The following is a 25,211-nucleotide window of genomic DNA, read 5'->3' on the forward strand; positions in this document are numbered from 1 at the left end:
ATGTTATATCCATTACCACATCAACCGCACTATCGACAGAAACATTAGATCCTGTTTTACCACCCATATAATAAGTAAAACCATTAATATTTACTTTACTACCAATATATAGTCCTCGATATAGTATTTGGATATCTACCACTGACGTAGGTTTTTTACAAGTAGATAAATACACCTCTTCTATTGCCTTATGAATATCTTTTTTACCCGCTACATAAAGTGGTAGAGAGAATAATTCAATTCGTTCTTTGTCCGAAGTATCTCTAATATTCAAAATGATATATTCAGAAATGGTAATCGATGTTCTTCCACCATATTTTTCCACATCTCTTACACGTTCATCAGATGATTTCAATGGCAGATATACACCACGTTTAGCGATTCCTTTTTTGTATATAGTTTCATCAGATAGACCACCTTTTTGAGGTACCGCCCGTTGTGTAACACGTACATCATTACTTTTCATCATCTTTTTCACTATTTCCATATGAATATTAGGATCCCAGATCACCTTCTTAGCTTCTTCTGTTAATTTAATTTCATATTCAAACATTTTTGTTAAATTATAGGTACGATGTGTCCCTTTTTGTTTGGCAAAGGATAAAAAGTTTTTCGTAAACTTTTCATGATACACATTGCCTACTACGATATTTAGGTACGCATCTTTTGCATGATGATGATGATTAATAGAGCGCACTTTTACAAAGCCATAATCACGTCTAAAATCAGATACATTTTCTGCTTTAGAAAATACTACTTCTGTCTCTGGATACAGTTGATGTAATAAAGTAGTAACCCCCTTAACAGACTGATTCGTAGATACCATCTGACGATTGATAAACTGATTGAGTTCCTCATCGGTTAAGTCTGTTGTACGAACTAAACGATCATATTTCTTTTCAGAAATAAATCCCCTATCCCATAATAATTTCCAAAATCCTTTTTGCTTAGATTGAATAGCCGATAAAATTGGAAACCGGTCTGTTTTCTCTGCATTTAATTGTTTTTCCACTAACACAATATTATGCCAACTGTCATCCTTTGTTAAGCTACGCGGATATATATGGTCGATATCATACGTATCTGTAAACAATTCATGAATATCGATTCTACGGCCAGAATACATACAACGCCCCATTTGTGTAAAGTATAAGTATAGCTTTTTACTATTCAGAGCAGAATCTTCTTTAGATTCCAATTCTTGTTGCAAAACATGTACATCTTCATCTTTAATTTGTTCATATAACTCTTCCAACAGTGCTTTTCTAGACTGAGTCCGTTTTTTATCCGCTTTATTTGTGCGAGCTACTTCTACAAATATTTTCTTTGGTAGTTCTTTACGTATAGATACGATCTCATCAAGGATGCGCAATGTTTGCCATACGCTACGTTTTACCATCGGCGATAAGGATAAATCTTCTAACATTTCAAATGCTGTCTTTTCTTTCTCCCCCAATACGTTTGTCACATATTCTTGGACCACATCAATGAAAGAATAAGAAGAGCTCAATAGTTGCATCAAATTTTCCTGCCCCTCACGCATATGCTCAATGATAGTACCTGCTTCTGCATCGTCATCATTCTTTTTCATACCCCAAATATCGGACAAGAATTTTTTAGACAATCTACCCCAACCTGTATAGGTAAGTTTCCCTAATTTTTTAATTTGTTCTGTAGTAAGACGATCTCCATAATAGTTTTTCAACACTTGTCGCAACATATCTTTACTTTCACCAAAGATAGTGATATATCGAATGATATCTTCTGCCATGGCATGGTCAAAATATTCCCCTAGGATACGAGTCATGTCTCTGTGGGATGTTAACTTCGTAGCAATCTGTTGGTCCATGCCTGTGATGATAGGCGGTTGTGACACATAGTTATTATCTACTAAATATTTTGCCACCACTTTTTTCGTAGCTGTTTTACTATCTTGCAAGGATATAAAATGGTCTCGGATAAATGCTTGTTTCACATCTGCAGGTAATGGTTTATCGTTGACACGAATATTGTTCAATTCATTCAGCAACGAAAACTCCGCATAGAGCAAGGAATATTTAGGTAACACATCTTGGTCGATTAAATAGGTACATTTGTTAGTTAAATTTTCAATAAATTTAACTGCTGATGCTTGGACATCAATTTTTTGGTCAAAGTTCCATGGTAACACTTGTCCTGCTTCTTTACGGACAACCCAAGCAAAACCACCATTTTCAATGGAGTGTGTTGGATTCAATGGCCCTACATAATACGGGATTTTAAATTCTAAGATAGATATAATTTTATCCGCTACGGTCAATCCATTTTCCACTTCATTTAAAAATGGGAAGTTTAGCTTTGCTTTTTCTAGAATGCGTACTAATTCTTCTTTATGCAGTTGATAAGGTACTACCCCATTTTTACTAATTCGTTGAAGTGGTAAAAATGTTCCTTCTTCTAGTTTCTGCACTATACGCCTTGTATTTTCTGTTTCTGGTAATACGGAGACTACTTTTCTAACATACTTATAAAACGCTTCTTGTGTTGTAGAGGTATTACCATTCACACCTTGTTTAATATATTTAACGTAATTTGTACCTTTATCTATATCTACAACAAACATGTCATCATATAATTTTTTGTCCTCTTTCAGTACAGATTTTAAAAGCCCTAGATCTTCTTTATGTTGATTATAGGATTCTATTTTTGCCTCTGACAAAGATTGTCCAGGCTTTATAATAGAGCTAATCACAATGATATCGTGTAAAATCTTACATTGATCAACAATTACAAATCGGTCTCCCCAGGCATCTTCATAAGCATCCCGTACATCCTCATAGATACCTTCATGTAAATTAATAGTCTTAAATTCTTTTTCTTCTGGAAGTACTACTTCTACATCCTCATCTGTAAATAGATTGACCAAATTAGCTTTCAAGCCCACGATGAGATAAGCCCAAGCTTTTAACCTGTTTTTTTCTACACTGGATAATTTTTTTCCTTGTGCAATCAACGGCTCTATCTGCTTTACCTTTTCACTTCGTGCAATACCTCTATCTAGCACTAAATTGGCTATAGACTGGAGCACACTTTCATCCTCCACATAGCTTCCAAAACCTAGTTCTTCTAAAGTAGATCTAAGAACTGAATAAATCTCTCCATCTACAGAAAATTCTTTTTTCCCATACAAAAAGTTTCCCCGATATTTTAAGATATGATGAATCGCCAAAAATAACAAACGAATATCTTTCGTGCCTTCTGTCATCAAATGATGGCGCAAATGATAGATAGTAGGAAATTCCTTGTAGTAATCAATATCTGTGTAATCTTTGTCCATGAACAGTGTATATTTCACTGGATTTGTTTTATCTTCTACATGATATTTCGATTCATGAAGTCGAAGAAAAAAAGTATCATCCGCAGCATTGATAGCCTTAGCAAATAATTCTTCTAATAGTAACAAGCGAAATTTACGACGTTGCAGACGACGACGAGCAGACCGCTTCATACGTGTATCAACAGCTGTTTGTGCCTCTGCAAACAGTCTAGATCCCCACATTTTATGAGATTTAAATTTCAACAACTCATATTGCTCATTTGTAGCTGCCCAGCCTACTGAATTCGTCCCAATATCTAACCCTATATAGTAATTCCCCTTCTTTAGACCTTTGTGTTTACAAATTGAATCCTTATGATTGTCAAAATTACTCATCGTTCTTCTCCTTTTGATCAACTACCATGAAATAATCCCTTATAATAATTCAAGATGAATATCACCATTTGTTATTTAATTGTATTATACTACTAAAAAATCCTTGACTCCATATCTTTTTCTGTATACAATAAAGGTGTCTCAAGGAGTTGAGACATTTACAGAATCACACTACAAGTTCAAATACGAATTTATTTTCATCGCCCTTGGGGCACCCGCTGTGGGTACTTAACTCAATTCATTAAGAATTGAGTTTTTTATTATCCTTCTTTTAAAGCACGATACCATACATAGATTATATTACGTTATACTAACGACTAAACAAAGTATCATAAGACCGAAAAAAGGAACGTTGATCAAACAGTATCAACGTTCCTTTTTATATATTTACTCGTATATTAAGATCATAGATTGTCCTAGTAAATACCTCACTGTCTCAAACAGTGAGATACGCCAATCCTACAAATAGAAGGAGGCATCATTTTATATTACCGCTGTTTAGCCCACCGTTGGTATCCTTTCCACAACAGGAAATAGATAACCGTAGCAACGAGCACCACTACTGCCAATCGTCCTAGATTATCTTGTAACAGCACCGTATCGTGACCCACAACCACTTCTAGCGCGGTAGATGGAAACTTACCAATCAAGTTCGCAATGATGTAATCCCGTAAGGAGATTTGACTAATGGCTCCTAAGGCTGTGATGATTCCACTTGGAAAATATGGAATAGATCTAGCAAAGAGCATCATAACTAAACCATTTTTACCACTAAAGTCATCTACTTTCAGTAAAAACTCGCTCTTTTCAATGACCTTATGTGCCGTATCTCGCAAAATGTAGCGCATAATCATAAAACTAAGCACCACACCTACAGTCTCTGCTAACCAAGAAATAATAATCCCCGGCACCACACCAAATAACAAGCCATTGGCTGTAGAAAAGAAGATGGATGGTAAAAATCCCAATGCATTGATGAGCACATCCAGAGCAAAGCTTATCACCATGGCCCATGGCCCATAGGATTGTAATACCTCTGCCATGCGTTGTACATCACCAGAAAGGATTAATTCCCACATATCATCATAGAAACCTGGAACAAGGACGTACACTAGAAGACCCAGTGCTACTAATCCGCTTAACAACCCTAGTTGTATATACCGTTCCTTTTTCTTATCATTCATTCCTATACCTTCTTTTCTAATTGTTACTTAACCTCTGCCGTCTAAAATTAATTTATCGTGAATAGCTCGTACAGCTGTTTTAATATGTTCCTCTCCGATAAGGCAGGAAATACTGATTTCAGATGTACTGATAATCTCGATATTCACACCTTCATCAGATAAAATACCAAACATTTTTGCTGCTACACCTGGTTGTCCCAACATACCAGCACCGATGATGGAAACTTTTGCCATATTTTCATTAATTACACATTCTTCGATAGACATGGATTGACCAAGCTCTTCAAGTACTTGCTTCGCTAAATTCACATCATCACGTGTAATGGTAAACACGATATCCGTGCGCTTGTCATCTGTAGTGCGAATACTTTGTACGATCATGTCTACATCAATGCTCTTATTTGCCAACGCTTGGAATACTTGATGCGCCACACCCGGTACATTTTCTACACCTACAAGACTTACTTTTGCTACATTTGTATCATCTGCAACGCCTGTAATAGCGTATTGATTTGCTTTCATTGTATACTCCTCTCGAATTATCGTGCCTTCTTCATCACTGAAAGTAGATCGTACATGAATTGGCACCCCATACCGATGTCCCATTTCGACCGCTCTTGGTTGCATAACCCCTGCTCCTAAGCGGGCCATTTCTAGCATTTCACCATAGGTGATTTCTTTCAATTTCACGGCTCCTGGTGCCACTCGTGGATCTGTGGAGTATACCCCATCTACATCTGTAAAGATTTCACATACATCGGCTTTCATAGCGCCTGCTAATGCTACGGCTGTTGTATCAGAACCGCCACGACCCAATGTAGTAATGTCCCCAGCTTCCGTCATGCCTTGGAAACCCGCCACAACCACAATGTTACCGGCTTCTAAAGCATCTAGCACACGTTTCGGTTCAATATCTAAAATACGTGCTTTACCAAAGGTATCGCTAGTCGCAATCCCAGCTTGCTCACCTGTCATAGACACCGCTGCATGACCTTTTGCTTGGAATGCTAATGCCATCAATGCAATCGTCACTTGCTCACCGGTGGACAAAAGACGGTCCATTTCACGGCCATACGGCATAGATGTGACTTCTTTCGCCAAGCTCACCAAGTCATCTGTTGTATCGCCCATAGCTGAAACAACAACCACAACACGATCATCTGGTTGTTTGTCGCGCAACACGCGATTTACAATGTTAAATATTTTTTCAGGTGTCGCTACAGAGCTACCACCAAATTTTTTCACAATTAATGCCACTGCAATCCCTCATTTATAAGATACAAAGTATAAAATAATATCTATATTAATCTACCATACTACGCTACTAAAGTAAAGGATTTTTGTAATATTTTACTATTTTTATCATACATTTGTCTTTTTAAGGTAGATATTTCTATATATATTTTTACTATATTATACAACAGTCTATGCCTATACAAATTCTATACGTAATAATAAAGGACTGTCATCCCTTACTAGGGGTAACAGTCCTTATCATAATCAATTCAGTTAGATGTCTAATCCAAAATTAGCCTTCTACTACGATATCTTTTTCAGATTCCCATAAGCCGTGGATGTTGCAGTAAGAAGTTGCAATCAAACGACCAGATTTTTTGAAAGATGCAGTAACAACACCTGCTGCTTCCGCATGTACAGGACCTTCGTTAGCACCTGTAGGAGCTTCACCGTGTACATTGAACTCAAGACGAGCTACTTCGTAAGGAAGTTGTGTACCTTCTTCTACATAGTACAATTTGATCCAAGAAATATGATGTTCTACAGTGTTAGGATGAGCAATTTCTTTACCCACTTCTAATTCGATTACAACGCGTTCGCCAACTTTAACAGTGTCAGGTGCTGTGATTACTGGAACGTGTTTTTCTGTTGCAAATTCAGCTGTTTTTACATAATTTGTGATAGCCATAGGTATAACCCCCTTGAATTAATATCATATCCAAACATGGAAACCTTTCCATGTAAAGCACTAAATTAGTACACTATTATTGTACTTGTTTTTCTTCACTTACGCAAGAACTATTTTTAAGATTTTCGATGTGGTTTTTGCATACCCCTTTTATTTTATGCAACATCCAGTAGTCAATCATACACTTAGATTACCAAAGTTAAAATTCTATGCCACGCTTTGCTTTAATCCCTTGTTGATAGGCATGTTTGATAACTTTCATTTCCGTTACCGTATGCGCCAATTCAATAATCTCTGGGCGTGCATTTCGACCTGTTAAAATCATGTCTAAGTTCTCTGGTTTTGTTTTGAGTAAATTCACTACTGTTTCTACATCTACTAAGCCATAATGAATAGCATAATTGATTTCATCAAGGATAATCAAATCCCATTGACCAGACTTCACTTCTGTTTCCACCATAGCCCACGCTTCTTTTGCTGCTTGTTGATGTTCCTTCATTTTTTCTTCTGATTCATCTTGCTTATGAAAGATGAACCCTTTTCCCATGGATCGAATCTCTACAGTTGGTAGTAATGCAATGCCTGCTAATTCACCATAATTAGCACCACTTTTGATAAATTGTAAAATAAGTACCCTTCTGCCACATCCAGCTGAGCGTAGTGCTACACCTAAAGCTGCTGTTGTCTTGCCTTTTCCATCTCCTGTATTGACTAAGATTAAACCTTCACCCATCTGTCTCTCCACCTTTCTTAGGATATATGGAAATCCCATGCCAAAGCACAGGATTCCTAATGATTGTATTGTATTATTGTTAGAATGGATTACGTATATGATACGCTAGTTTGCCAAGTACATGGTCCACTGGTACGAATCCGATGAACCGACTATCTGAAGAATGATTACGATTGTCTCCCATGACAAATACATGTCCTTCGGGAACAGTAATTGGTAAGGAGCGTTCAAACTTCATAGTCTCTTTTTTAGTATACGGCTCATTTAGCTTGGTACCATTTCTCCAAACATGTCCTTCTTTAAATTCTAATGTATCACCAGGGCGACCAATTACTCGTTTTACCCATACATCATGACCTTGCAAAGATGGTACTACCACACTGGCGTAATTCATCAAAGGTTCCATCACATCATCTTTCCAAGAACGCTCTCGTTGCACGCGACTATCAATGATAACGATATCTTCATAGTTTGGTACATCTCGCATTACATGAGACCATTTACTAATTAATAGGAAATCCCCATTATGTAAAGTATCCTCCATGGATTCGCCGGACACTCTCGTGGGCTGCACAATAAAGATATGCGTTAACATGGCTACAATAAGAGCTACAACAATGGCTTGTAACCACTCACGAACTTCTTTCAAAATTTGACTTCCTATGGCTGTATCTTTTTCCATAGACCCTCCTATTCTAAGGATACGCAATGATACGTATCTTACAATTATCTATTAATGAATTGATTTTTTACCAAATTGACCACCAAATACATCATGTACATCATTGATGGTGATAAAAGCATTCTCATCCACTTCGTAAATAATATCTTTCAATTTTGTTAATTCCAATCGCGTCACAACACAATAAATAATACGCTTTGGAGTCTTAGTATAGGCCCCTTCACCGTACAATAAAGTAACACCACGACCTAAGCGATGCATCACTACATCAGCGACTTCTTCCGATTTATCAGTAATGACCATAACTCCTTTAGATTCTTCCACCCCAGTAATAACTAGGTCCATCATTTTGTAAGCTACAAAATAGGCAATCAAGGAATACATGGCACTATTCCAATCATATACAAATCCCGCTGCTCCTAAAATAAAGAAGTTCAGGAACATAACGATTTCACCTACGGAAAAGGAACTCTTTTTATCAAAAATGATAGCTACAATTTCAGAGCCATCTAAGGACCCACCATTTCGTATAATAATACCTACTCCAAGCCCCAGAATAATACCGCCGAAGACTGAGGCCAACAAGGGATCATGTACAATAGGAGGTACTTGATGCATGAAAGCAGAAAATACGGAAATACACGCTATAGCAAATAGGGTTGATATGGTAAAACTTTTACCAATTTGCATATACCCTACATATAAAAATGGTAGATTAATTAACATAACGAGTACACTAAATGATATACCAGATAACTTACTAGCCATCAAGGCAATACCTACAACGCCACCATCGATAAGGTGATTTGGCACTAAAAATACATCTAGTCCATAGGTATAAATGGCCGCTCCAATAATCATCATAAAGTATCGCATAACCATATCGATTATCTTTCGTTTTCTGCTTTTATGTTCTTTCATCCTTTGGATACTCACTCCTCATTAACTAATAACCAACGTTCTCCAATAATCCATGCCGTAATATCATCGACCGGAACTGGAGGATATAACATGCCTTTAGGCACTAATTTTTTCCACCCTGTCGGTGGATGCACCTCAAAATAACGGCGCCTTGCCTCTTCTGTGGTATGCTTTTCATTCATGAATGCAAATGCTCTTTCTTGTGATATTGCAAGTGTTTTAACTATGGATCCCACCACTTTGTGATTCGTTCCATTACCACAAACCATATAGGTTATTGTTGGATACATAGCCAGCAAAGTTTCTAATTCCTTTTGAACTGATGCAGTAGACACAATATCCATCATCACTAATTGAGCTGTTTTTGTTAGAATGGCAACGCCTGTTTTATCACGCCCTGGATCAACTGCCAATACGTAGGGTTCCAATACCATAGTCCACTCCTCACTGATTCACTGGAATGACACGTAACATTATTTGTACAGGTCCACTAGTGAAAGTATCTTCTCTTGTGACTGCCTCTAATCGTACGGGGCCACGTTGATTTTCTATTTTACGAATAGTAATAAATAACTCATTTCCCGGTAAAGAACCGACTTCACCTGTAATAGGATCTGGTAATATACCGTGTTTTTTCGCTTCCCCATTGACTTCTTTTAAAAATGCCAACACTTGGTCTTGCGCACTTTTACCACCATCTATCAGAGATGACCAAAGGACTGTATCTTTTTTGAAAACCATATCATGAGGATATGCATGAATTTCTGCTAGCGCCGGTTCTCCATAAATAATATTTGCTGAAGCAGTAACACGAATCATCAATGGTTTATCCGTAGAGGCTACTACTTTTGCTACTTCATTTAAGTTATCCCTGCTCACATAAATGACTGTCTTTTCTTCTTCCATTTGGAATCGATTTAAAATAAGACGATTCGTGTCTTTCAAGAAGCTTGTTAAGGCAGCCATACTTTCTACTTCTCCTAAGCCAGGTCGAATCACAGCTTGGGATAAAACTTCTCCATTACGGAATACCACGTTCCCTTCACGCACATGATTGATACCATCTTCTAATTGTTTCGTAGTTAATTGTAGATCTTGTACATGGCTTTCCAATTGTGTACGTACCTGTTCTAACCGTCCTACTTCTGCATTAGAGTTAACAAGTTTTTGTTCCGCTTCTGCATAGGCATCTTGAATCGATACTAATTGATCTCCCATGCTAGATAAAGCGCTGCGAGTTTCTTCTAGCTCTTGCTCCGTTGCTTGTACATCACTTTGTACCTTTTGCAATTGTTTATTTTTTTGATTCAATTCATCATTACTTTGTTGTAATGCCTTCGTTTTTTGATCTATATCTGCTGAAAGTTGCGCCATTTCAGCTTTCAATTTATCCATACCAAATAAAGCGGTCCGTACATTGTTTGAAGCAATACTCAACACGCCTATCGTAGCAGCAGAAATGAATATCCCCGTTACAATAGTCACAATAATAGATGTATGTTTAGGACGCAACCCAAACAAACTCATCCTCCGTTTCCCTACTTTAGTGCCGATTTTATCGCCTAAAAATGCAATTAATCCCCCCATAATGGTAATAATAAGGAGAATCCGTAGTCCTACTAACATGGTCATATACCTCAATGTAAAATACTAGTCCTATATCTTTACTTAGTATATCAAAATCCCTAGTACACTACAATGGTTATACAATAAAAGGTCTCCATATACTCATCTGCAATCAAGATATAAAAGAGTAGCATTACTTACTAAATTAGTAATGCTACCCCTGTAAAATCTTATTATTTAGATACTCTCCAGTTTAAATATAAACCAGCTAATACACCTAACGTATTAGGAATCCACGCTGCTAATACTGGTGGTAACGCCCCTCCTTTACCTAGAGCTCCAGACAATGTCATTACCCCATAATAAATGAAGATAACTAGCACAGAAATGCCAAATCCAATAGAAGAGCTAGACCGTTGTTTTTGTAAACCTAATGGTGCTCCTACCAAGGCAAAAATAAAGCTTGCTACAGGAATAGTAAAACGTTGATACATTTCCATTTGCCATTCTGTAATTTTACCACCAGTAGCCTCCATAGCTTTGATTTGCTGTCTAATCTCTTTGATGGTCATCTCTTCTGGCTTACGTTGAGAACGACTAATTTTATCTGGATCTTGCGCAATTGGCAATACTTGTTCTTCAAACTTCATAGTTCGATCAATGCCCTCACCAGATGCATTAATATCATAAATAGTACCATCGTGCATAATCCAGTATTGACCGTTCCAATTCGCAGTTTTAGCACGTTCAATTTGTGTCACTTGTCCATCCGTAAATTGTTGCACTGTAATATCGGACAACAGTTTAGTAGAGCTATCATATTTACCTGCATACATTAAGGTGTTAATCTTTTTGTCTGCTAATGTTTTTAATACAATATGTTCCTGTGTTTGTGGAGTAGCACGTTTCATAATCTCCTCACGGATAATCGTTTGATACGCATGGTTCGCTGCTGGCACTACATATTCATTAAAAGCAATAGAGCAAAGAGAAATAAGAAATGCCATGATATATACAGGTGTGGCCAAACGTAAAAAGTTTTGTCCCCCCGCACGCATCACGATAATTTCACTACTACCACTTAATCGACCAAATGTCATAAGCGATCCTAGTAGGACAGACATAGGAAAGGTTAATATTACAATATTCGGTAATGCCAACAAAAAAGCTCTAGTCACAGACCATAAACTAGCCCCATATTCTGTAATATATTGGGCAATACGAAATAGCGTACCTGTTCCAATAAAAATGCTAGTAAAGGCAAAAATCCCAAACAGAAATGGCCCTATGAAAGCTTTCAATATATATTTATCTAAAATTCTCATACCCACTCCTACATTCGGAAATCATCACCTAAATAAAACTTACGAGCCACATCGCTCGTAGCTACTTCATCGGCTGTACCTTCTAATAAAATCGTACCACTATTTAAAATGTAAGCTTTATCTACAATCCCTAATGTTTCACGTACATTATGGTCTGTAATCAGCACTCCAATCCCTCGATCTTTCAAATGACGAATAATAGATTGAATATCTGCTACCGCAATAGGGTCAACTCCAGCAAATGGTTCATCTAACAATATGAATTTAGGATTCAATGCAATGGCTCTAGCAATTTCTACACGACGACGTTCACCACCAGATAATTGAATACCCAAGCGATCACGAACATGAGTGATATGAAATTCCTTTAATAACGATTCCATGGTATCCTTCTGTTCTGCTTTAGAAAGATTGGTGGTTTCTAACATAGCTAGGATATTATCTTCTACGGTTAAGTTACGGAAGATCGATGCCTCTTGTGGTAAATATCCAATGCCATAGGCAGATCGTTTATACATTGGCATATGGGTCACATCCACATCGCCAATGCAGATACTCCCTGAAGTCGGTTTTTCTACACCTACAATCATATAAAAGGTAGTTGTCTTACCGGCTCCATTAGGACCTAACAATCCTACAATTTCACCTTCTTCAACACGGACACTGACTTTGTCCACTACATTTCTTGATTTATAGGTTTTTACTAAATCCTTTGTTTCTATAAACATAAATTCTCCTTACTTTGGAGTAATGATTAATGTACTACGCCCACCAAGCGTTTCTGCACTATTGTCACTAAGTTCAATCTTTAATTCCGGCGCTTCTAGAACATTGCCATTTTGCACCGCTCTTGCATTACCTTTTAAATAGGCAACACCATCATTTTGATTTGGCGTTTGTGTGTACACTGCCTCATCAGCTGTGGCATTCACGTTACGACTAGCACTCGATAAGGTTACATTCCCTTTTGCTGTCGCCGATATTTGATTCGTGAAAGCCGTAATATGTTGACCTGTCAACACATTATCTGACATCACTAATTGTCCATGTCCAATAATCTCGCCATATCCAGTTTCTGTATTATAATTCACTTGGTCACCGAACAATTGACGATCATCTTTTTGTAGATGTACATTACCTGTGGCATCAAATTGATGATTATGTAAGACATGCACTTCACCAGCTGCCATGGACATATTGTTACCAATCATGCTCACGCCACCTGTTAAAAATCCTTCTTCACCTTTTGTATTGTACCAACCAGAGGCACCTGTCATAGTTTTATCATCTTTTGTAATGACCACACTGCCTTTGGCTTCTGCACGACCACTAATGCCATCATATGTCAACTGATCAGCAGTAATCATGATACTGCCATTGCCTGCCGGAGTGGTATCTGTTGTTGCTGCCCATACGGGAATCATCATGACACCACCCATAAGAGCTGCCATGAGTAAACGTTGTAGTTTCATGAATTTCCTTCCTACTTGCGAATCAACTTAGCATGACCTTTTGCAGTCACTTGTTGCAAAATCATATCGCCTTCTAGCACATCACCTTCTAATGTTGTGTCAACATCGGTGTAAATAAATTTAGAAGTTGATTTAAATAACTGTTCTTTACTTGTATACTCTAGCCCTTCTGTGCGAAGCGTTGCACCCGTACTAGAGGTAGCCTCAATGCCACCAGATAATGTAATCTGTCCATGGTCTTTAGATACCACGCCTTTTGGTGCTTTCACTGTAAGTATTTTTCCATCCTTATGAAACGCCCCTGTTACATTTTCTAAGGTAACTACTTTTGTGACCTGATCAACACTTATCTTTTCTGCTTTCACAGACCAAATCAGTTGTCCATTTTTTTCTTCTTTTAATTCTGTTCCATTAAAGCTAATCGAGTTACCCAATGGGCCCGTAGTCGTGGTATCCACACCACCATACAAGAAATACCCTACGCCAATAAGAATTAAAATACCTACTACCACAGTAAGGAGTAGTTTTTTATTGTTCTTCATGGACAGCCTCCCGCACTTGTAGTTTATGTTCGATATCTGTGATTTCATGAATTTTTGTGTTCCAACGATGCTGGAACCACAACCATTCATCAGGATGTTCTCTAATAAACGCTTCTGTTATCTTCACAGTTTCTTCCGTAAGACGGAACATATCTTTCTCCACATCACCAGTATCTTTATAATGAAGTGCTGGCAATATATGGACAATGTGACCATTCTCTTTACGAGATGCAAAGACTGGCACAACAGGAGCTTTAAACTTTTTCGCAAAGGATGCTGGTCCCGTCACCGCTGATGAATCTTGTCCTAAGAACATCACTGGCAAACCAGTGTACCATCCATCTTGATCCGCTAAGAAACCCAATAATTTCTTTGCTTTCATCGCTTGTGCAGCGCCTCTCATTTCAGAACCACCGCGAGCAAATACTTCTAATCCTACCATTTCTCGGTATTCATTTAGCAATCTTGTGAATTGAGCATTCGGTTGTTTTTTGACAATCGTTGTGGACGGATACCCATGAGCCGCCAAGGCTGCGCCCATCCACTCCCAATTGCCTACATGGGCCGTCAAGATAACAACACCTTTATCTTCTGCCATGGCTGCATCTAGATGCTCTAACCCACGCATTTCGATATGTTCTTTAATGAACTCCGGTGTCAAATTCGGCATATATAATGTTTCCATCACAGAACGTCCCAAGTTTTGAAAGAGTCGTCCTAATATGGCATCTGCTTCTTTTTCATCTATGGAAAGGCCAATCATTAGATTATGTAATCCTCGTTTGACCTGTTTTTTTCCTACTAATCTATATAAAGGTCCTAGAGTTGCTCCAATGGATAAGATTGTAGAATAAGGTAATGTACAAACTAACTTACTAAGCGTTTTTAAGGCTGTATATTGCCATTCTCCTGCCATGAAAGCCTCCTTTCTACTGACCTGCTTGGTAGGATTCCTCACGATATGACCGTACTGCATCCTCCCAAAGTCCTGCTTGTTTCAAAATATACTCCACTGCTTCACGCACCGCTCCTTGTCCACCGTTAGCTTGGCAGATATAGTGAGCTACTTGTTTCACTTCTGGTACACCATCTTGTGGTGTCATCGCTAATCCCACCTTAGACATAATGCCTAAGTCATTGAGGTCATCGCCCATATAGGCAACTTCGTGAGCCTCTAACTCTAATGTTTTCAAGAGTTTCTGTAATCCAGCGCTCTTATTATGGCTCCCCATTTGAATATGAGAAATTTTTAATTCTTTCGCTCGTCGCTCTACAATAGGGGATGTACGGCCCGTAATGATTGCCGTTTGTAATCCCATACGCTGTGCTAGAGCCAATCCTAATCCATCTTTTGCATGAAAAGCTTTAATTTCTTCTCCACTAGATGTATACGTAATCTCACCCTTTGTCAGCACTCCATCCACATCTAAGATTAAACAACGTATTGCCATTATACAATACCCCTTCGTAACAAATCTGTAATATGTACTAACCCAAGGCTAGTTCCATCATGACCAACAACAGGAAGTACTGTAATTGGCCGTGGCTGATTCTTCTCCATCATGTGAAGTGCTTCCGCCGCTAGTTTATCTTTAGTAATCGTACGCGGTGATTTCGTCATCATATCTTCCACAGACCATACTAGGAAATTGCATCCAGAATCTAGACCACGTCGAATATCTCCATCTGTTACTAAACCAATTAATTTACCTTCTTCATCTACTACATTAGCTGCTCCCAGGCCTTTGTTGGTCATCACAAATAATGCATCTTGCACAGTGGCGCCTTTATAAATAATAGGATTGTCATCTCCACTATGCATAATATTTTCTACTGTGAGCAATAATTTACGACCTAGGGAACCACCTGGATGGAATACTGCAAAATTTTCTGGTGTAAATTGATGTTGATCTAATAAACACACCGCCAATGCATCACCTAAGGCTAATGCAGCTGTGGTACTACTAGTGGGAGCTAGCCCTAAAGGACATGCTTCTTTATCTACACAAACGACCAAAACTATATCAGAATTTTTTCCTAATGTAGAGCTTGGATTCCCTACTACAGAAATTAATTTAGCCCCTATGCGACGTAAGGATGGTAATAAACTGATAACCTCCCCAGTTTCTCCACTATTAGAAAAGGCCAATACTACATCATCAGAGGTAACCATACCTAAATCGCCATGTACCCCTTCACCAGGGTGTAAAAATAATGCAGGTGTACCTGTACTCGCTAATGTAGCCGAAATTTTTCGTGCAATATGTCCAGATTTTCCCATACCTGTACAGACCACACGTCCTTTAGAGGCTAAGATTAACTCTACTGCTGCTTCAAACCGATGGTCTAATGTTTCAATTAAGTCTAACACTGCTTTTGATTCTTCTTGGAGCACCTGTGCTGCTCGTTCAAGTATCTTCATAGTTCACCTGCATCCTTTACATCTGTACTATTTTTTTACGATTTTGTCGATAGCTACTAAATCAGTTAATAATTCTTCTAGAGAATCTAAATATAACATATTTGGCCCATCTGAAAGTGCTTCTTCTGGATTATCATGAACTTCAAAGAACAATCCATCCACACCACTGGCAACAGCGCCACGTGCTAAGTTAGCCACAAATTCACGTTGGCCAGAAGATGCTGTGCCTGCTCCACCTGGTAATTGTACAGAATGTGTGGCATCGAAGATAACTGGATATTCAAAAGAACGCATAATTGGGAAGGATCTCATGTCTACCACTAAATTATTATAGCCAAAACTAAATCCACGTTCCGTCAACATTAAGTTCTGATTGCCAGATTCTTCCATTTTTTTCAACACATTGCTCATATCTTTCGGAGCCATGAATTGACCTTTTTTCACATTCACGCATTTTCCAGTGGCCGCAGCTCCGTATACCAAATCAGTTTGACGGCACAAGAATGCTGGAATTTGAAGGATATCCAACACTTCAGCAGCTGGTTCAATTTGAGTAATATCATGAATATCACTTACCACTGGTACCTGCAACTCTTCTTTAATAGCTTTCAAAATTTCTAAACCTTCTACGAGGCCTGGGCCACGGAAGGAAGAATAGCTAGAGCGATTGGCTTTATCAAAGGAAGCTTTGAATACGTAAGGAATACCCACTTTATCACAAATTGCTTTCGCACGACGACCAATCTCCAATGTACGTTCATAGCCCTCAATCACGCATGGGCCCGCTAATAAAAATAAGCCTTTACCTCCACCAAGTGTAAGGTTGCCTACTTGTACTGTTTTCATAGTATCTCCTTTCTAAACGAAATTGTTTATGCTTCTAATTGGTGAAATATTTCATTCACTCGTTCTAAATCTTCTGGTGTATCTACGCCCACAAAGCGTTGGTCCGTAGTAATGACCCGAATGGTATATCCATTTTCTAAGGCCCGTAACTGCTCTAAGGATTCAGTTAATTCTGCCGGTGTTGGTTCCATCTTTGCATAGGCTAGTAGGAATTGACGATTATATCCATACATGCCTACATGCTTGAGAGGGGGAACCACGAATGCATGTCTAGGATGGGGAATTAAAGACCGAGAAAAATACATAGCGTTCCCCAATCGATTCACAATCACTTTCACAGCACTAGGCTCATTGTATTCTGATTCTAACAAAGGACAGCCTACTGTACCCATTTGTAAGGTTGAATCTTCTTTGAACTGACGAGCTAATTCATCAATGACAGACGCATCAATGAGTGGCTCATCCCCTTGTACATTAATAATTACATCAATATCTGTTCTTGTAGCTGCTACTTCTGCCAATCGGTCAGTGCCAGTCAAATGGTCGGCTCTCGTCATCATCACTTGCCCACCAAATGCAGTAACCGCATCATACACACGTTCATCATCTGTAGCCACGATGACCTCATGAATTTCAGTGGCTTTTGATACTTGTTCATAGACCCGTTGAATCATTGGTTTATTACCAATCATCGCTAAGGGTTTACCCGGCAATCGTGTCGATCCATAGCGCGCTGGAATAATACAAGCTATACGCATATTACTTCCCCTTTGCTATTTGCAAAACATAGGATTTAAAATCTTCTTCACCTTTGGTAAATGCAATACCAATTACTAATACATAGACAGGAATCTGTAAGTCTCGTATGGCTCGTACTTGTGATAACTTGACCGCATCCTTTTCTGTGGTGATGATCCCTTGGATACCAGTTTTAAAACAACGTTCCCATAATTTCACAACATCTTCCTCAGAATAATCATGATGGTCTCCAAAACTCATCATATCCTGTACAGTGAATCCATAACTTTTTAAATTAGAAATGAACGAACTCGGTTGACCGATTCCACTAATAGCTAGTAAAGGAGTCCCGTCATAGTCACTTATACCATGAATCGATCCATTATGACTCCATTCTTCCATCGTTTGAAAGCCCACCGTTTGATGAATCGTTTCAGCTACCGGAACAAGTGGTGCCAACGCATGAATGTCTTCGCGCAATATCTTCAATTGTTCTGGATCGATTTGATTCGTTTTCGTTAACACAATGTACGTGGCACGTTTCAAATTCTCCAAAGGCTCACGTAAGAGACCTCTCGGCAATACTGCGCCATAGCCAAATGGGTGACTGGCATCAATTAAGACGATATCCGCCTCACGACCTAATGCTCGATGTTGAAATCCATCATCTAACACAAGTACATCAGATTGTAGTTCATCCACTGCAATCTTAGCAGACTCTACTCGTTTTGACCCAATGATGACATTCGCATTCGGCAATGTTTTGGCTAATAACCACGCCTCATCACCACTAATGAAAGAGGACACATCCACCGTACCTTGTCTAGAAACAATGATAGGCTTTTTATTATTGTCCGCTTTGTAGCCACGGCTCAACACGCTTACGTTGTGATGTGCTGTATCCAATGTTTCACATACATAGCGTACCATGGGTGTTTTGCCCGTGCCTCCAACTGTAATATTTCCTATACTAATGACCGGCACTGGCATTCGCAACACTCGGTGTGGATGGTTATAGCGTTCATTGCGATATTCTACGACTCTTTCATAGACTTTACTAGCCTTTTCCAAACCATTGCGCAGAGCATCTCCTAAGGAGCCTTCCATCTGTCCACTAATGATATGCTTAAAGAGTTGTTCTCCTTTCATGAGTAAACCTCCTCCGTATCCCCTTAGTATAACTTAGGATATTAAAACTAATATGAATCGATTATGGCACTATGTGAAAGCGTTCAAAAAGACGGCGTAACTCCTCTGTATTGCGTTGTGTAGCTCCCCGATTTTCACTGACTACTTCCAAGCAATGACGACTCATCTCTTCTCGCATAGTATGGTTAGCACACAAAGTTTGCAATACTCTTAATAATTCTCTTTCATCATGTACCATTGTACAAGCACCACGGGAGCTCAACAAACTATAGATTTCCTTAAAGTTAAACATATGTGGTCCTACAATAATTGGCTTACCATGAGCAGCTGGTTCCAATATATTATGACCTCCAGTTTTTACTAAAGATCCACCTACAAAAATAATATCCCCCAAACTATATAGACGACCTAATTCACCGATGGTATCTAAAATCACTACTGGAATTTCTTCATGTACAGGTTCTGTCATAGCACTACGACAAATCGCTTTCAACCCATATTTTTGAGATAATGCTTTTACATCATGGCCACGCATAATTTCGCGAGGTGCAATCAGTAATCGCGCATTGGGATAAGATTGTAAAATTTCTTTAAACGCTTGAAACAACTTATCCTCTTCCCCTTTATGGGTACTACCTGCCACGATAATAGGATGATTATGTCCAAATCCAAACTCATGTTGCAATTGTTCTTTTTCTTCATCTGTTACCGTTGCATAGGTTTGATCATATTTCGTATTCCCTGTAACGGTTACCTCTTGTACATTTGCCCCTAATACAGTGATATATTCCGCATCTAATTTAGATTGCATACAGAATCGATCTATGGACCCCAACATATCATGCATAAAAGATTTAATATGCATATACCGTGACATAGAACGATCACTGATACGACCATTGACCATCATAACTGGAATCTGTTCAGCTTTGGCAATACGAAGAAAGTTTGGCCAAATTTCAGTTTCAACCAATAAAATTGCAATGGGCTTAATCGTTGTCAAAATTCTTCGTGTCAAAAATGGCAAGTCTAAAGGGAAGAAAATAATCCCTTCTGCTTCCGGAATGATGCGGCGTGCCATGGCATGTCCAGTAGCGGTTACCACAGATACAACTACAACTGCATCAGGAAAGCTTTTTTTGATATCATTCACCAATGGGCTGGTAGCTACAATTTCGCCTACAGAAGCCGCATGCAACCAAATAGCCCGTTTACCTTCAATTTTTTTCATCAATGTGCTAGGCATGAATCCTGCACTTTGTTTGATCCGCTCGTAGAATCCTTCTTCAAAGGCCAAACGGTAGAGAATCACCGGTATCAAGCCAATCCAATAGATAATGAGAAGTATATTGTATATCCAATACATAGTTTATCCTTTTCTGGCAAATTGAACAGAATATAAATGACTATATAAGCCATTCAACGCTAATAATTCATCATGTGTGCCTTCTTCTACAACACAACCTTGCTGTAAGACCACAATATGATCGACATGTTTAATAGTACTCAATCTATGAGCAATGACTAGCGCCGTTCTATTTTTCATTAGTCGTTCTAACGCTTCTTGTACAATTTTTTCACTTTCAGTATCTAAGGCTGAGGTAGCCTCATCAAGAATTAAAATGCTCGGATTTTTCAAGATAGCTCGTGCAATAGCAATACGTTGACGCTGACCACCCGATAAAGAGTTACCTCGCTCTCCCACAATCGTATCAAATCCATTCGGTAATTTTTCAATAAACTCATAGGCATTCGCTGCTTTAGCCGCCTCAATGATTTCTTGTTCAGTAGCATCTAAGCGACCATATAAAATATTTTCACGTACTGTTGCATTGAATAACATCGTATCTTGTGGCACTAAACCAATATTTTCTCGTAAGGAAGTAAATGTGACATCTCGCACATCTACACCATCAATGCGAATAGCGCCATCTGTTACATCATAAAAACGTGGTAACAAGTTCGCTATCGTTGATTTGCCGGCTCCAGAAGGGCCAACAATCGCCACGGTTTGCCCTTGTTTCACCGTTAAGTTGACGCCTTTTAGAGCTAAATTATCTTCATCATAAGCAAATTGTACATTGTCGAATTCTACAGTTCCTTGTACATCAGTTAATGCTTTTGCCGTTGGTGATTCTTTCACATGTGGTTCTGTTTCTAAAATGTCGATAACACGATCTCCTGCTGCCATTGCTTTTTGCAAGTTACCATAGACTTGAGTTAAGCGTTTCACAGGATTAGATAAGTTAATAGCATAAATTAAGAATGCAATCAAGGAACCTGCTGTAATATAACCTTGCACTACAGAATATCCGCCATACCATAGAATAATCACTACTGCAATGGCCGCTGCAAATTCCACCATAGGCCCCATGACAGCTGTTAATTTTGTAGCTTTCATAGCAGCATCAAAGTTATTTTGGTTCTCTTGTTCAAATCGCTTAAATTCATATGTTTCACGAGCAAAAGAACGAATCACGCGCACCCCTGAGATAACTTCTTGTAAAAACGCCGTAATATCCGCTGTTCTACCTTGTACCTCATGACCTGCAGAGCGCAATTTTTTACCAAATATATTCGTTAATCCTAATACAACAGGCACAATAATCAATGTTAAAAGGGATAGTTTCCAATCCAAGTAAAACATGAAGACTAAGGACCCTACTAAGGTAACTCCTTCTGTCATAAACGATATAAGGTTATCTACAATAGCTTGTTGTAATGCACCTACATCACTAGTCACATTGCTCATGATAACCCCTGTTTTACGGCGGTCAAAATAAGCTTGGTCTAACTTTTGTAAATGCTTAAATAAGGTTTCACGAATATCGATAACCACGCGCTGTCCTACATAAGCCATCATATAGTTTTGCCCATAGGTAGCAAATCCACGAAGCAAGAAAATTACTAAAATAGCAATCACAATTAATGTTAATAAGCCTAAATCTTTATCTTGCAATACTCCATCCACTACATTTCGGATTAACCATGGTACCACTAAATACCCCATGGCAGCTGCAATCATACAAAATATCCCTAATATGAGTCGCATCCTATATGGCACAATAAATGCCAATAGTTGTTTATAACGATTCATTTACGCCTCCTTCATTGCGACTGATGCAATGACATCAGCTACACGTTGCACCGCTCCCGGTGCCCCTAATTCTACTTTCACTTGCGCTAAATCAGCTTTCATCTGCGTATATACCGCCTCATGATCTAAGATATTAGCTAGTTCTCGTTCTACATTTTCTGGCGTTACATCCCCCTGTAATAACTCAGGAATAATGCGACGCTTCGCCATAATATTAGGCAATCCAATATGATCTATTTTTACCAGTAATTTACCAATTTCATACGTAACAGGTGCTACTTTATAAATTAATACAGTAGGTACATCCATCAAGGCTGTTTCTAAGGTAGCTGTCCCTGAAGCCGCAATACATGCGGTACAAATCTGCATTAAATCATAGTTATGACCTTCTGTAACAGTGACTGGTACAGAATAACTTTGTATAATTCTGTCAATATCTTCTCTAGGTATTGTATGTGCCCGTGGTAAGAAAAACTTCAAATCTGTATGATTTTTATATAACCGTTCTGCTGCTGCCAGCATTGTTGGTAATAACCCTTCTACTTCTTGTTTACGACTACCTGGCATCAAAAGAATATTGCGACTCCTTGTATCTGCACCGAAATGAGAAAGTGCTGCTTCGACGGACATGGTAGGATGTACAATATCTACCAAAGGATTTCCTACAAATTCCACATCTACACCAAATTCACGGTATGCCTCTGCTTCAAAAGGAAAAATAGAAGCTACTTTTGTCACCGTTTTAGCGATATCCTTGCCTCGTCCTTTATTCCAAGCCCAAATGGTAGGGGCAATGTAATACACCACAGGTATATGTAATTCTTTTGCCACCTTCGCTAACTTCATATTAAAACCTGGATAGTCAATACACACCAACACATCTGGCTTTTCTCGTAGCATAGCTTCTTTTAAGAGGCTGCGAAGTTTAAAAAATGTGGGCAAATGTTTTATTATTTCAACAATACCGATGAACCCTAGTTGCTGAATATCGTATATAATATTCACACCAGCTTGTTTCATCAAGTCTCCGCCCATGCCAAATAGTTGTGCTTCTGGATATGCATCCAATAAAGCCTTTGCCACACTGGCACCATGCGTATCTCCTGATGCTTCACCAGCAGAAAACATAATCTTCATGCTTACTCCTCATCCGGCCCTTCTACGGCACAGATTACGATACCTAATTCGTTTGCTTTTTGCAAAACTGCTTCTTGCTCAACAAAAATCGTCCGTTTCGCCTCCATAGCTAGGACCTTGCAGTTACCGGTAATCATAGATTCTAACGTCTTCATACCTACCGCTGGAACATCAAAACGTACGTCCTGATTAGGTTTTGCAGTTTTTACCACCACAGCCCCTTCACGACCCAAGGCACCGCCTCGCTTGATACACTCATCGGTTCCTTCAATAGCTTCTATGGCCATCGCCGCCTGTTCTTTCACTACTACGGTTTGTCCAATATCAAGTGCACCCATTTGTTTCGCTAAGGTAAAACCAAACTCAATATCTAATTGCTCCACCTCTGTTGGTTTTCTCATTGTCATGACACCTACTGGTGGCATAAGAGATCTCATATATTTTGTTTGATCCGCTACCGCTAGTCCTTCTTTTTCTAATTCCTCTACGATAGCTAGCATGATCGTATCATCTTTACGATTGCGCAAACGATTCAACAATTTGATCGTACGCATATCTGGTATGGTTGTTATCTTTTTATACAGATGTTCTTTTGTTACTTTTCCTAACATAGTCACATCTGTGACGCCCTCTTTAAGGAACGTTTTAATCACTGTATCTGATTTAAAGACGCTGATTTGGTAGTATGCATCGGCCTCTGCTTGTAATTCAGGAGCTCCCTCTGTTACAACAGAAATGACCACAACTTCATAGCCTTCATGTTGAGCAGCTCGCATAAATTCAACTGGCAGATTACCAATTCCTGCAATCAATCCTACTTTCGCCATAACGCCTCCCACTAACTTTTAATTATAAAAATTCTAATCTATATTATACCATATATAGGGCATAAATGGCATGAAAGTTCACAATAAAAAATACATGGAAAAGCATACATTGTATGCTCTTCCATGTATTATAATTCCATTATTAATCTCTGCGTACGCGCATGATACCACGATCTGCATTGCGTAAGAAACGTAGCATGTGTTCAATCTCAACAGAAGATATTAAATTCAATTCCATTTCTTCAATTGCTTTAGACAGACTATAGCCACTGCGATATAGAATACGAAATGCCTTCTTCAACTCACGACGCACTTCTTCAGATACTCCAGCGCGAGCTAACCCTACAGAGTTCAACCCAATTACATGCGCTGGCTGTCCATCCGCAATGACATAGGGAGGGATGTCTTGTACGACTTTCGCCATACCACCAACCATAGCATTACGGCCAATTTTTACAAACTGATGGACCCCTGCAATACCTCCAATAACCACGCGATCTTCTACAATTACGTGACCTGCAAGGCCTGCACAGTTACTCATGATAACATTATTGCCTACGATACAGTTATGCGCCACATGTGTGCACGCTTGGAACAAACAATTGTTACCAACTCGTGTCTCTTCCCCTTCACCAGTAGCACGACTGATAGTTACGAATTCACGAACTACTGTATTATCGCCAATAATGCAATAACTTTTTTCACCTTTAAATTTTAAATCTTGTGGTTCCAAACCGATAGCACAACCCGGAAAAAATTCATTATTTTTACCAATCGTTGTCCAGCCACCAATAACTACATTAGCGCCAATTTTAGTACCATCTCCGATTTCAACATGTTCTCCAATGACTGCACCAGGACCAATAATAACATTTTTACCAATTTTTGCATCTGGATGTATGACTGCAGTACTATGAATTTCAGATGTTGCATTTTCCATGCCAACTACGATCAT

At 38.7% G+C, this 25,211-nt stretch carries 24 protein-coding genes; all 24 read right to left on the reverse strand.

Annotation, left to right across the window (positions count from 1 at the left end):
- On the reverse strand, positions 1 to 3,691 hold a 3,691-nt coding region (gene cas9, locus EO119_RS02810; protein WP_126940600.1), incomplete at its 3' end, for a type II CRISPR RNA-guided endonuclease Cas9.
- Between the two features lie 488 nt (positions 3,692 to 4,179).
- The gene (locus tag EO119_RS02815) at positions 4,180 to 4,875 is read right to left on the reverse strand and encodes a TVP38/TMEM64 family protein (protein WP_126940601.1); all 696 of its coding nucleotides are present in this window, start codon (positions 4,873 to 4,875) and stop codon (positions 4,180 to 4,182) included.
- Between the two features lie 27 nt (positions 4,876 to 4,902).
- Positions 4,903 to 6,132, reverse strand: coding sequence for an aspartate kinase (locus EO119_RS02820; RefSeq protein WP_126940603.1), 1,230 nt, complete (start codon positions 6,130 to 6,132; stop codon positions 4,903 to 4,905).
- Between the two features lie 271 nt (positions 6,133 to 6,403).
- Positions 6,404 to 6,799 (reverse strand): class II SORL domain-containing protein, encoded by a 396-nt coding sequence (locus EO119_RS02825; RefSeq protein ID WP_062401911.1) that lies wholly within the window; start codon positions 6,797 to 6,799, stop codon positions 6,404 to 6,406.
- Positions 6,800 to 6,998: 199 nt separating this feature from the next.
- On the reverse strand, positions 6,999 to 7,532 hold the full coding sequence (cobO, locus tag EO119_RS02830; RefSeq protein ID WP_062401913.1) for a cob(I)yrinic acid a,c-diamide adenosyltransferase: 534 nt from the start codon (positions 7,530 to 7,532) through the stop codon (positions 6,999 to 7,001).
- Positions 7,533 to 7,611: 79 nt separating this feature from the next.
- On the reverse strand, positions 7,612 to 8,214 hold the full coding sequence (lepB, locus tag EO119_RS02835) for a signal peptidase I (protein ID WP_009353044.1): 603 nt from the start codon (positions 8,212 to 8,214) through the stop codon (positions 7,612 to 7,614).
- A 51-nt stretch (positions 8,215 to 8,265) separates the two neighbouring features.
- Positions 8,266 to 9,135 carry a YitT family protein gene (locus EO119_RS02840; RefSeq protein WP_126940605.1) on the reverse strand — a complete coding sequence of 290 codons (870 nt, stop codon included), beginning with the start codon at positions 9,133 to 9,135 and terminating at the stop codon, positions 8,266 to 8,268.
- Positions 9,136 to 9,146: 11 nt separating this feature from the next.
- Entirely contained in the window at positions 9,147 to 9,569 is a 423-nt protein-coding gene (locus EO119_RS02845; RefSeq protein WP_126940607.1) for a hypothetical protein, read from the reverse strand.
- A gap of 10 nt (positions 9,570 to 9,579) precedes the next feature.
- Positions 9,580 to 10,761, reverse strand: a complete 1,182-nt coding sequence (locus EO119_RS02850) for a DUF3084 domain-containing protein (protein WP_009353051.1) — start codon at positions 10,759 to 10,761, stop codon at positions 9,580 to 9,582.
- 173 nt (positions 10,762 to 10,934) lie between these two features.
- Positions 10,935 to 12,026: an LptF/LptG family permease gene (locus EO119_RS02855; protein ID WP_126940609.1), complete on the reverse strand. Its 1,092-nt coding sequence runs from the start codon at positions 12,024 to 12,026 to the stop codon at positions 10,935 to 10,937.
- Between the two features lie 8 nt (positions 12,027 to 12,034).
- Positions 12,035 to 12,754 (reverse strand): LPS export ABC transporter ATP-binding protein, encoded by a 720-nt coding sequence (gene lptB / locus EO119_RS02860; protein ID WP_126940610.1) that lies wholly within the window; start codon positions 12,752 to 12,754, stop codon positions 12,035 to 12,037.
- 9 nt (positions 12,755 to 12,763) lie between these two features.
- Positions 12,764 to 13,498 carry an LptA/OstA family protein gene (locus EO119_RS02865; protein WP_126940612.1) on the reverse strand — a complete coding sequence of 245 codons (735 nt, stop codon included), beginning with the start codon at positions 13,496 to 13,498 and terminating at the stop codon, positions 12,764 to 12,766.
- Positions 13,499 to 13,509: 11 nt separating this feature from the next.
- On the reverse strand, positions 13,510 to 14,040 hold the full coding sequence (gene lptC / locus EO119_RS02870; protein WP_164725668.1) for an LPS export ABC transporter periplasmic protein LptC: 531 nt from the start codon (positions 14,038 to 14,040) through the stop codon (positions 13,510 to 13,512).
- On the reverse strand, positions 14,027 to 14,956 hold the full coding sequence (locus EO119_RS02875) for a lysophospholipid acyltransferase family protein (RefSeq protein WP_126940616.1): 930 nt from the start codon (positions 14,954 to 14,956) through the stop codon (positions 14,027 to 14,029). Before EO119_RS02875 ends, lptC begins: the two co-directional genes overlap by 14 nt.
- 13 nt (positions 14,957 to 14,969) lie before the next feature.
- A complete protein-coding gene (locus EO119_RS02880; RefSeq protein WP_126940618.1) occupies positions 14,970 to 15,491 on the reverse strand; it encodes an HAD family hydrolase in 522 nt (173 codons plus the stop codon).
- Positions 15,491 to 16,462, reverse strand: a complete 972-nt coding sequence (locus tag EO119_RS02885) for an SIS domain-containing protein (protein WP_126940620.1) — start codon at positions 16,460 to 16,462, stop codon at positions 15,491 to 15,493. The genes EO119_RS02880 and EO119_RS02885 overlap by 1 nt, the downstream gene beginning before the upstream one ends.
- A gap of 27 nt (positions 16,463 to 16,489) precedes the next feature.
- Positions 16,490 to 17,308, reverse strand: a complete 819-nt coding sequence (gene kdsA / locus EO119_RS02890) for a 3-deoxy-8-phosphooctulonate synthase (RefSeq protein ID WP_126940622.1) — start codon at positions 17,306 to 17,308, stop codon at positions 16,490 to 16,492.
- Between the two features lie 26 nt (positions 17,309 to 17,334).
- Positions 17,335 to 18,066, reverse strand: coding sequence for a 3-deoxy-manno-octulosonate cytidylyltransferase (kdsB, locus tag EO119_RS02895; protein WP_126940623.1), 732 nt, complete (start codon positions 18,064 to 18,066; stop codon positions 17,335 to 17,337).
- A 1-nt stretch (position 18,067) separates the two neighbouring features.
- Positions 18,068 to 19,195 (reverse strand): tetraacyldisaccharide 4'-kinase, encoded by a 1,128-nt coding sequence (gene lpxK, locus EO119_RS02900; protein WP_126940625.1) that lies wholly within the window; start codon positions 19,193 to 19,195, stop codon positions 18,068 to 18,070.
- A gap of 61 nt (positions 19,196 to 19,256) precedes the next feature.
- Positions 19,257 to 20,561, reverse strand: a complete 1,305-nt coding sequence (locus EO119_RS02905) for a 3-deoxy-D-manno-octulosonic acid transferase (protein WP_126940627.1) — start codon at positions 20,559 to 20,561, stop codon at positions 19,257 to 19,259.
- Positions 20,562 to 20,564: 3 nt separating this feature from the next.
- Positions 20,565 to 22,292, reverse strand: coding sequence for an ABC transporter ATP-binding protein (locus EO119_RS08145; RefSeq protein WP_206168788.1), 1,728 nt, complete (start codon positions 22,290 to 22,292; stop codon positions 20,565 to 20,567).
- The gene (gene lpxB / locus EO119_RS08150; protein ID WP_206168789.1) at positions 22,293 to 23,429 is read right to left on the reverse strand and encodes a lipid-A-disaccharide synthase; all 1,137 of its coding nucleotides are present in this window, start codon (positions 23,427 to 23,429) and stop codon (positions 22,293 to 22,295) included.
- Positions 23,430 to 23,431: 2 nt separating this feature from the next.
- A complete protein-coding gene (locus tag EO119_RS02915; RefSeq protein ID WP_009353707.1) occupies positions 23,432 to 24,256 on the reverse strand; it encodes an LpxI family protein in 825 nt (274 codons plus the stop codon).
- A gap of 142 nt (positions 24,257 to 24,398) precedes the next feature.
- The gene (gene lpxA, locus EO119_RS02920; protein WP_009353663.1) at positions 24,399 to 25,211 is read right to left on the reverse strand and encodes an acyl-ACP--UDP-N-acetylglucosamine O-acyltransferase; all 813 of its coding nucleotides are present in this window, start codon (positions 25,209 to 25,211) and stop codon (positions 24,399 to 24,401) included.

This window comes from Veillonella sp. CNR 79/14 (assembly GCF_003992185.1).
In the GTDB taxonomy this organism is placed as follows: Bacteria; Bacillota; Negativicutes; order Veillonellales; family Veillonellaceae; genus F0422.

Coding starts and splice junctions, on each gene's coding strand:
- EO119_RS02815 (WP_126940601.1), bottom strand. CDS start 4,875: ATGAATGATAAGAAAAAGGAACGGTATATACAACTAGGGTTGTTAAGC.
- EO119_RS02825 (WP_062401911.1), bottom strand. CDS start 6,799: ATGGCTATCACAAATTATGTAAAAACAGCTGAATTTGCAACAGAAAAA.
- cobO (WP_062401913.1), bottom strand. CDS start 7,532: ATGGGTGAAGGTTTAATCTTAGTCAATACAGGAGATGGAAAAGGCAAG.
- lepB (WP_009353044.1), bottom strand. CDS start 8,214: ATGGAAAAAGATACAGCCATAGGAAGTCAAATTTTGAAAGAAGTTCGT.
- EO119_RS02840 (WP_126940605.1), bottom strand. CDS start 9,135: ATGAAAGAACATAAAAGCAGAAAACGAAAGATAATCGATATGGTTATG.
- EO119_RS02845 (WP_126940607.1), bottom strand. CDS start 9,569: ATGGTATTGGAACCCTACGTATTGGCAGTTGATCCAGGGCGTGATAAA.
- EO119_RS02850 (WP_009353051.1), bottom strand. CDS start 10,761: ATGTTAGTAGGACTACGGATTCTCCTTATTATTACCATTATGGGGGGA.
- EO119_RS02855 (WP_126940609.1), bottom strand. CDS start 12,026: ATGAGAATTTTAGATAAATATATATTGAAAGCTTTCATAGGGCCATTT.
- lptB (WP_126940610.1), bottom strand. CDS start 12,754: ATGTTTATAGAAACAAAGGATTTAGTAAAAACCTATAAATCAAGAAAT.
- EO119_RS02865 (WP_126940612.1), bottom strand. CDS start 13,498: ATGAAACTACAACGTTTACTCATGGCAGCTCTTATGGGTGGTGTCATG.
- lptC (WP_164725668.1), bottom strand. CDS start 14,040: ATGAAGAACAATAAAAAACTACTCCTTACTGTGGTAGTAGGTATTTTA.
- EO119_RS02875 (WP_126940616.1), bottom strand. CDS start 14,956: ATGGCAGGAGAATGGCAATATACAGCCTTAAAAACGCTTAGTAAGTTA.
- EO119_RS02880 (WP_126940618.1), bottom strand. CDS start 15,491: ATGGCAATACGTTGTTTAATCTTAGATGTGGATGGAGTGCTGACAAAG.
- EO119_RS02885 (WP_126940620.1), bottom strand. CDS start 16,462: ATGAAGATACTTGAACGAGCAGCACAGGTGCTCCAAGAAGAATCAAAA.
- kdsA (WP_126940622.1), bottom strand. CDS start 17,308: ATGAAAACAGTACAAGTAGGCAACCTTACACTTGGTGGAGGTAAAGGC.
- kdsB (WP_126940623.1), bottom strand. CDS start 18,066: ATGCGTATAGCTTGTATTATTCCAGCGCGCTATGGATCGACACGATTG.
- lpxK (WP_126940625.1), bottom strand. CDS start 19,195: ATGAAAGGAGAACAACTCTTTAAGCATATCATTAGTGGACAGATGGAA.
- EO119_RS02905 (WP_126940627.1), bottom strand. CDS start 20,561: ATGTATTGGATATACAATATACTTCTCATTATCTATTGGATTGGCTTG.
- EO119_RS08145 (WP_206168788.1), bottom strand. CDS start 22,292: ATGAATCGTTATAAACAACTATTGGCATTTATTGTGCCATATAGGATG.
- lpxB (WP_206168789.1), bottom strand. CDS start 23,429: ATGAAGATTATGTTTTCTGCTGGTGAAGCATCAGGAGATACGCATGGT.
- EO119_RS02915 (WP_009353707.1), bottom strand. CDS start 24,256: ATGGCGAAAGTAGGATTGATTGCAGGAATTGGTAATCTGCCAGTTGAA.
- lpxA (WP_009353663.1), bottom strand. CDS start 25,211: ATGATCGTAGTTGGCATGGAAAATGCAACATCTGAAATTCATAGTACT.